This is a genomic window from Halococcus morrhuae DSM 1307 (assembly GCF_000336695.1).
Classification (GTDB): Archaea; Halobacteriota; Halobacteria; order Halobacteriales; family Halococcaceae; genus Halococcus; species Halococcus morrhuae.
Genome location: NZ_AOMC01000167.1, coordinates 1 through 753, shown reverse-complemented (window position 1 = coordinate 753; position 753 = coordinate 1). Strand labels below are relative to the sequence as shown.

Genomic DNA, 753 nt, shown 5'->3' with positions numbered 1-753 from the left:
CCTGCAACGAGACGCTCTTGAGCTACTGCCAGATCGACCGGTGGAGGTCGCCGCCGACCTCCACCTTGACCCTTACTATGGCGACGAAGACGAGACAGAGGCGCTGTATTCTTCGCAGGCGAAACGTGGAACGACGACGTTCCACGCCTATGNGGCGACGAAGACGAGACAGAGGCGCTGTATTCTTCGCAGGCGAAACGTGGAACGACGACGTTCCACGCCTATGCGACGCTCTACGCGCGGGTACGCAACAAGCGGTACACGCTGGCGGTTCGCCAAGTGGTTGCTGGCGAAACCACTAGTGACGTCCTCGCTGAGTTTCTTGAACTCCTCGACGGCCTTGACCTCGCCGTCAAGGCCGTCTATCTCGATCGTGGATTCTACAACAGTACTTGTCTGAAGCTACTGAACGCGCACAACTATGCCTACGTGATGCCGATCGTCAAATGGGGAGAGGCGATTCAAAACGAACTCAACAGCGGTTGGAGCCGCGAGATCGAACACGATCTCGCCGGCAAGGTGACGTTTCCTGTGTTCATCGATTGCGTCTACCAGCAGGGACGATACGACGAACACGGAGTGGCGCGTCACGGCTACGCCGCTGACGCGCCGTTCATCGACACGCCACGGGATGCACGCAACCACTACAGCAAGCGATTCGGCATTGAATCGAGCTACCGGTTAGCCAAACAAAGCCTCGCCTTCACCAGTTCACAGGACGCTGGCCTGCGGTTGGTGATGTTTGTGGTGAGT

At 58.0% G+C, this 753-nt stretch carries 1 pseudogene; it reads left to right on the top strand.

From position 1 onward, the window contains the following. Nucleotide 1 precedes the first annotated feature (1 nt). Nucleotides 2–753: pseudogene (locus C448_RS15240) on the top strand (ISH3 family transposase); the annotation flags it as partial.